The sequence below is a fragment of the Streptomyces sp. NPDC001732 genome, from assembly GCF_053596315.1.
On sequence record NZ_JBSFFY010000031.1, the window covers coordinates 81,412 to 87,861 of the forward strand.

At 72.9% G+C, this 6,450-nt stretch carries 7 protein-coding genes and 1 pseudogene; 2 read left to right on the forward strand and 6 right to left on the reverse strand.

Annotation, left to right across the window (positions count from 1 at the left end; genetic code table 11):
- Positions 1–16: 16 nt before the first annotated feature.
- Positions 17–832: a TlyA family RNA methyltransferase gene (locus ACWCXX_RS25770; RefSeq protein ID WP_451131097.1), complete on the reverse strand. Its 816-nt coding sequence runs from the start codon at positions 830–832 to the stop codon at positions 17–19.
- A 7-nt stretch (positions 833–839) separates the two neighbouring features.
- Positions 840–1,169 carry a hypothetical protein gene (locus tag ACWCXX_RS25775; protein ID WP_451131099.1) on the reverse strand — a complete coding sequence of 110 codons (330 nt, stop codon included), beginning with the start codon at positions 1,167–1,169 and terminating at the stop codon, positions 840–842.
- A 42-nt stretch (positions 1,170–1,211) separates the two neighbouring features.
- Between ACWCXX_RS25775 and ACWCXX_RS25780 the strand changes: the two genes are divergently transcribed.
- The gene (locus tag ACWCXX_RS25780) at positions 1,212–1,559 is read left to right on the forward strand and encodes a sterol-binding protein (RefSeq protein ID WP_451131101.1); all 348 of its coding nucleotides are present in this window, start codon (positions 1,212–1,214) and stop codon (positions 1,557–1,559) included.
- A gap of 62 nt (positions 1,560–1,621) precedes the next feature.
- Here ACWCXX_RS25780 and ACWCXX_RS25785 read toward each other — a convergent pair whose 3' ends face one another.
- Together ACWCXX_RS25785 and ACWCXX_RS25790 are read right to left on the reverse strand one after the other, a co-directional pair.
- Positions 1,622–2,449 (reverse strand): ABC transporter ATP-binding protein, encoded by an 828-nt coding sequence (locus ACWCXX_RS25785; RefSeq protein ID WP_451131103.1) that lies wholly within the window; start codon positions 2,447–2,449, stop codon positions 1,622–1,624.
- A 187-nt stretch (positions 2,450–2,636) separates the two neighbouring features.
- Positions 2,637–3,665 carry an HAD hydrolase-like protein gene (locus ACWCXX_RS25790; RefSeq protein WP_451131105.1) on the reverse strand — a complete coding sequence of 343 codons (1,029 nt, stop codon included), beginning with the start codon at positions 3,663–3,665 and terminating at the stop codon, positions 2,637–2,639.
- Positions 3,666–3,749: 84 nt separating this feature from the next.
- Here ACWCXX_RS25790 and ACWCXX_RS25795 point away from each other — a divergent pair, with 84 nt between their 5' ends.
- Positions 3,750–5,027 (forward strand): DUF1015 domain-containing protein, encoded by a 1,278-nt coding sequence (locus tag ACWCXX_RS25795; protein ID WP_451131107.1) that lies wholly within the window; start codon positions 3,750–3,752, stop codon positions 5,025–5,027.
- An 82-nt stretch (positions 5,028–5,109) separates the two neighbouring features.
- Here ACWCXX_RS25795 and ACWCXX_RS25800 read toward each other — a convergent pair whose 3' ends face one another.
- Complete coding sequence (locus ACWCXX_RS25800; protein ID WP_451131109.1) at positions 5,110–5,916, reverse strand: tetratricopeptide repeat protein; 807 nt, start codon at positions 5,914–5,916, stop codon at positions 5,110–5,112.
- Positions 5,913–6,450, reverse strand: a pseudogene (locus tag ACWCXX_RS25805) (hypothetical protein); the annotation flags it as partial. The pseudogene ACWCXX_RS25805 and the gene ACWCXX_RS25800, both read right to left, overlap by 4 nt.

A 6,450-nucleotide genomic window follows, 5' to 3' on the forward strand; every position in this document is an offset into this window, starting at 1 on the left:
CGTGCCGCATTCGTCGTCAACGAGGCCCCTCCGCCACTGCACGGTCGACATCCGCGGGATCCAGTTCAGGTGCTCCGGCCCGCAGCCACAGAAAGTACTCGACGTTTCCCGAGGGGCCCGGCAGCGGGCTCGCCGTCACCCCCCGTACTCCGAGGCCCAGCTCCCAGGCCCGGCGCGCGACTTCCCGCACCGCCTCGGCCCGCAGTTCGGGGCTGCGCACCACGCCGCCGCTGCCGAGCCGTTCCTTGCCGACCTCGAACTGCGGCTTGACCATGAGGACCAGGTCCGCGTCGGGGGCCGCGCAGCGCGCCAGGGCGGGCAGGACCAGGCCCAGCGGGATGAACGACAGGTCGCCGACCACCAGGTCCACCGGCTGTCCGTCGATCGCCTCCAGCGTCAACTCCCGTACGTTGGTACGGTCCTTGACGGTGACGCGCGCATCGGACTGGAGCGACCAGGCGAGCTGCCCGTAGCCGACGTCCACGGCGACGACATGGCCGGCGCCGGCCCTCAGGAGCACGTCGGTGAAGCCGCCGGTCGACGCCCCGGCGTCCAGGGCCCGCCGCCCCCCGACCTCCAGCCCGAGGGGCACGAAGGCGGCGAGGGCACCGGCGAGCTTGTGCCCGCCGCGCGAGACGTACTCGGGGTCGCTGTCGTCCTTGACGACGACGACGGCGGCGCTGGTCTCGACCTGGGTGGCGGGTTTGGTCGCGGTGTTCCCACCCACGGTCACCCGCCCGGCGGCGATCAACTGGCTCGCGTGCTCGCGCGAGCGTGCGAGCTTGCGGCGTACCAGCTCGGCGTCGAGACGGCGACGTGCCACTCCTGCCACGTTCGGTTCAGCTCCTGTGGTCGTACGGGGGGACCGGTGCGGGCACGGGTCCGGCGTCCAGCGCGGTCAGCGTTTCGCGCAGTCCGCGGTGTACATCCTCGTACACCTCGACGTGTCCCTCCGCCGGGAGGTGGTCCGCATCGGCGAGACGCTCCAGCGCCGCGTCCACCTCGGCGTTGCCGGTGGCGGTGCGCGGGACTCCGAGGGGGGCGGGCGCGGCCGGGTCGAGCAGCGCCCCGGCGCCGTCGGGGGCCGGGTCCTCACCGGACGGGCCCCGTGCCGCTGCCCCGGCCGCCGTCGGTGCTGCGGTCCCCTGTTCCGGCATCGAGTCGCTCATGCGGAAACGCTACCGCGAAGGGCTGGGGTACCGTCGGTCCCGATGGCGACCATGGCTGAGTGCCGCAGCGCGCTCGACAAACTTTCCGACAACCTCGCGGGTGCCGACGGCGACGTGCGCGACGCGGCGGCCCTCGACCGTTCGCTGAGCTGCCACATCAAGGACCTCGACGTCACGTTCATCGGCCGGCTGGCCGATGGCCGGATCCAGGTGCTGGACACGGTGGACGGCCCGCCCCGGGAGAAGGCCGAGATCCGGCTCGCGATGACCGGTGACGACCTGGTGGCGATGGTGGACGGCGACCTGAACTTCGCCAGGGCCTGGGGCTCGGGCCGGGTCCGGCTGGAGGCCGGCTTCCGGGACCTGCTGAGACTCAGATCGCTGCTGTGACGGGCCCGTCCCACCACGGGGCGGACCGCTTCCCGCCCCGCCCGAAGGGGCCGCCCGCGGGCTCAGCCCCCGGCGGACGCGTCGGCCTTCTCCACCCCGTCGCGCCGCGATCTGCGCGCGGCCGGCACCACCAGTGGGGTCCCGGTCTCCGGGTCGTCGATGACCTGGCACCGCAGCCCGAAGACCTGCTCCACCAGCTCCGCGGTGACGACCTCGCCCGGCGCCCCCTCGGCGACCACCTCGCCGTCCCGCATCGCGACGAGGTGCGTGGCGTACCGCGCGGCGTGGTTCAGATCGTGCAGCACGGCCACCAGGGTGCGCCCCTGCGTCTCGTGCAGCTCCGCGCAGAGGTCGAGGACGTCGATCTGGTGCTGGATGTCGAGGTACGTCGTGGGCTCGTCGAGCAGCAGCAGGGGCGTCTGCTGGGCGAGCGCCATCGCGATCCACACCCGCTGTCGCTGCCCGCCGGACAATTCGTCGACATGGCGATCGGCGAGTGCGCCGACCCCGGTGGCCGCCATCGACTCCTCGACGATGCGTTCGTCGTCCGGCGACCACTGGCGCAGCAGCCCCTGGTGCGGGTACCGGCCCCGCCCGACGAGGTCGGCGACGGTGATGCCGTCCGGCGCGATCGAGGACTGCGGCAGCAGCCCCAGCGTCCTGGCGACCTTCTTCGCCGGCATCGCGTGGATCGCCTGCCCGTCCAGGAGCACCCGCCCGCTCTCCGGCTTCAGCATCCGGGCCAGCGCCCGCAACAGGGTCGACTTGCCACAGGCGTTGGGGCCGACGATCACCGTGAACGAGTTGTCGGGTATCGCGACCGACAGATTCTCCGCGATGACCCGCCGGTCGTAGCCGAGGGTCACCGAGTCCGCGGTGAGGCGCTGCATGGTCGTACTCCCGGAGTCGGATCGGAGGCGAGCGGGTGCGGGGGCGGCCTTCGCCCCGGGCGGCGACCGGGTGCGGCCCGGTTCCGCCCGCTCGACGGGCCGGCCGTCCGGACGACGACACACCCGACAGAGGGAAGTTAGGTTAGCCTACCCTCCATTGCTTTCGGGTGCCGGGCCGGGGCGCTCCTCACAGCCCCAGCCTCGAAACCGCCTTCCCCGCGTCCAGCCCGCACGAGCCGTCCCCGGCGTACGACCAGGCCGCCCCGCAGAGCGCCCGCAGCCCGTCGAGCGCGTTCCCGTCCCCCTCCAGCACCAGTTCGTCCCCGCGCGCCGACGCCGTCCACTCCCCGCACACGAAGCCGCGTCCGGTCTCCGTCACCTCGGGCTGCCCGATGAGCAGCCCCCGCAGGTCCGCGTCCACGTAGGTGGGGCGGTGCCTCGGTCCGGCGGCCACCAGCCGCGCCGCGTCCGTCACCCCGGTGAGCACCAGCAGGGAGTCCACACCGCCGTTGAAGGCGCCCTCGATGTCCGTGTCCAGCCGGTCCCCGACCACCAACGGGCGCTCGGCCCCGGTACGCAGCACCGTCTCCCGGTGCATCGGCGGCAACGGTTTCCCGGCCACCTGCGGCTCGGCCCCGGTGGCGATCCGTACGACCTCCACCGCCGCCCCGTTGCCCGGCGCGATGCCCCGGGCCCCCGGAATCGTCAGATCCGTGTTGGACGCGAACCACACCGCCCCGCGCGCGATCGCGTACGCGGCCTCGGCGAACCGCCCCCAGGCCATGTCCGGCCCGCCGTACCCCTGCGCCACCGCGACGGGTTCGTCGTCCGCGGACTCCACCGGCACCAGACCGCGCTCCCGCAACGCGACGCGCAGCCCCTCACCGCCCACCACCAGCACCCTGGCACCGGCGGGCAGTTGATCCGCCATCAGCCGGGCCACCGCCTGCGCCGAGGTGATCACATCGGTGGGTTCGGCCGGAATCCCCAGTTCGGTGAGGTGCTCGGCCACCGCCGCCGGGGTCCGCAGGGCATTGTTGGTCACGTACGCCAGGTGCATCCCGCCGTCCCGCGCCGCCCCGAGCGACTCGACGGCATGGACGATCGCCCGGCCGCCCGCGTACACCACTCCGTCGAGATCGAGCAGTGCCGTGTCGTACGCCTCGCACAACGCGGTACTGCTGCTCCTCGGCCCGTTCCTGCTCACCTGACTCATCCGTCGCACTCCTCGCTCCATGCTTCCGTCCGATCATCGCTCATGGCCCTCCGCTCACCGGAGTCACCCGCATACGATGCAGAAATGAACACATCAAGTCCGGCCGGCCAGGGGCTGCGCCTGATCCCGTTCCGTGGACTGCGTTACGTTCCCGAGCAGGTCGGCAGTCTCGCCGCGGTGACCTCACCGCCATACGACGTCGTCGTCCGACCCGATGGGTTGCACCATTTGGAATCGGCGGATCCGCACAACATCGTCCGGCTGATCCTGCCCCAGGCCGACACCGCCGCCGCCCGCCACAAGCAGGCGGCCGAGACCTTGAACCGCTGGCTCGCCGAGGGCGTCCTCGCCCCGGACGACGAGCCTGCCCTGTACGTCTACGAGCAGCGCGACGCGGAGATCCTGCAACGCGGCATCGTGGGCGCCCTCGCCCTCTCCGGCCCCTCCGACGGCATCGTCCTGCCGCACGAGGACGTGATGCCCGACGTCGTCGAGGACCGGGCCGACCTGATGCGCACGACGGCCGCCCACCTCGAACCGCTGCTGCTCACCTACCGCAGCGACGACGACGGCTCGGGCGCGACCGCCGTCATCGAGCGGACCGTGGACCGTCCCCCGCTGCTCTCCACCACCACCGAGGACGGCTTCCACCACCGGCTCTGGGCGATCACCGACCCCGAGGACCGGGCCGAGATCGACACCGACCTGGCCCGCCGTCAGGCCCTGATCGCCGACGGCCACCACCGCTGGGCCACGTATCTGCGGCTGCAGCGGGAGCACACCGGTCACGGTCCCTGGGACTTCGGTCTGGTCCTCCTGGTCGACACCGCCCGCTACCCGCTCCGGGTGCGTGCCATCCACCGGCTGCTGCGCCATCTCCCGGTCGCCAACGCGCTCGCGGCGCTGGACGGTCTCTTCCGCGTCCGGGACCTGGACGTTCCGCTCCCGCAGGCCCTGGAGGCGCTCGCGGAGGCGGCCGCGGAAGGCAATGCGTTCCTGCTCGCGGGCGACGGCGGTTTCCACCTCGTCGACCGCCCGGACGCCGCTCTGCTGTCCCGCGCGATTCCCACCGACCGCCCGGCCGCCTGGCAGACCCTCGACGCGACGGTCCTGCACTCGGCCCTGCTCGACCACGTCTGGCAGATCCCCGACGCCCCGGACCACATCGCGTACATCCACGACACCGCGGCCGCCGTCGAGCAGGCCGAACGTCATGGCGCGACAGCGGTTCTGATGCATCCGGTGCGGGAGGAGGTCGTCCGTGATCTCGCCCGGCAGGGTGTCACGATGCCCCGCAAGTCGACCTCGTTCGGTCCCAAGCCCGCCACCGGCCTCGTCCTGCGCAGCCTCACCCTCGACTGACCCGCGCCGACGCAAGAGGGCGGCACCCCTTTCCGGGATGCCGCCCTCTCTTCATGCCTCACGCCATGGACTGCGCCGTGCCTTACGCCCGGGGCGCGTCGTTCTCGTCCCCGGTCCCGGTCCCGGTCTCGGCCGCCTTGTCGTCACCGTCCGCGGCGGGAGCGTCAACGGCCGGGGCGTCGGCTTCCTCGCTCCTGCCGATCTCCTCGTCCTTGTCGGCGTCCGCAGCGGCGGCCGGGGCAACGGCGGTGTCGTCCTCGTCCTCGTCGTCATCGAGGGCGTCGACGAACTCGACACCGTCCATCTCCGCGAGCCGGTCCGAGGCGTCCGTGGAGCCGTCCTTGTCCGCTTCCAGCGCCTTGCCGAACCACTCGCGCGCCTCGTCCTCGCGCCCTGCGGCCAGCAGCGCGTCGGCGTACGCGTAGCGCAGTCGCGCCGTCCACGGGTGCACGGCGTTCGAGGCGAGCTCGGGGCTCTGCAGCGTGACGATGGCTGCGTCGAGCTGCCCCATGTCCCTGCGCGCCCCGGCCGCCACCAGTCGCATCTCGACCTGACCGGCCTTGTCCAGCTTCTGCACCTCGGGCTCGCCGGCCATGGCCATGGCCCGCTCGGGCCGTCCGAGTCCGCGCTCGCAGTCGGCCATGACGGGCCAGAGCTCCACGGAGCCTGTCATCCGCTTGGCCGCCCGGAACTCCGCCAGCGCCTCGGAGTACTTCTGCGTCGCGTACGCGGCGAACCCGGCCGCCTCACGCACGGCGGCGACCCTGGAGGCCAGCCGCAACGCGATCCGCGAGTACGCGTACGCCTGCTCGGGGTCCTCGTCGATCAGCCGGGCCACCATGACGAGGTTCCTGGAGACGTCCTCGGCCAGGGTCTTCGGCAGGCTCATGAGCTCCTGCCGCACGTCCTTGTCGATCTCGTCGCCGGTGACGTCCTCGGGAATCGGGAGCCGCTTGATGGGCTCACGGTCCCGGTCGTCACGCCGCTCGTACCCACCGCGGTCGTCGCGCCCCCGGTAGCCGCCCCGGCCGCCACGGTCGTCCCGCTGCCCGCGGTAACCACCGCCGCGGCTGTCATCGCGGCGCGGGCCACGGTCCCGGTCGCGGTCCCGGTCGTCGCGGCGGAAGCCGCCACCACGGCTGTCGTCGTCACGGCGCGGGCCACGCGGCCGGTCGTCACGCCGCTCGAACCCACGCCCACCGCGGTCGTCATCCCGACGCGGACCACGGAACCCACCACGGTCATCGTCGCGACGCGGACCACGATCGCGATCCCGATCACGGTCATCCCGCCGGAACCCACCACCCCGGCTGTCGTCCCGCCGGTCGTCCCGCCGGAAACCGCCGCCACGGCTGTCGTCCCGCCGGTCGTCACGGCGGAACCCACCGCCGTAACCGCCGCGGCTGTCATCGCGGCGCGGACC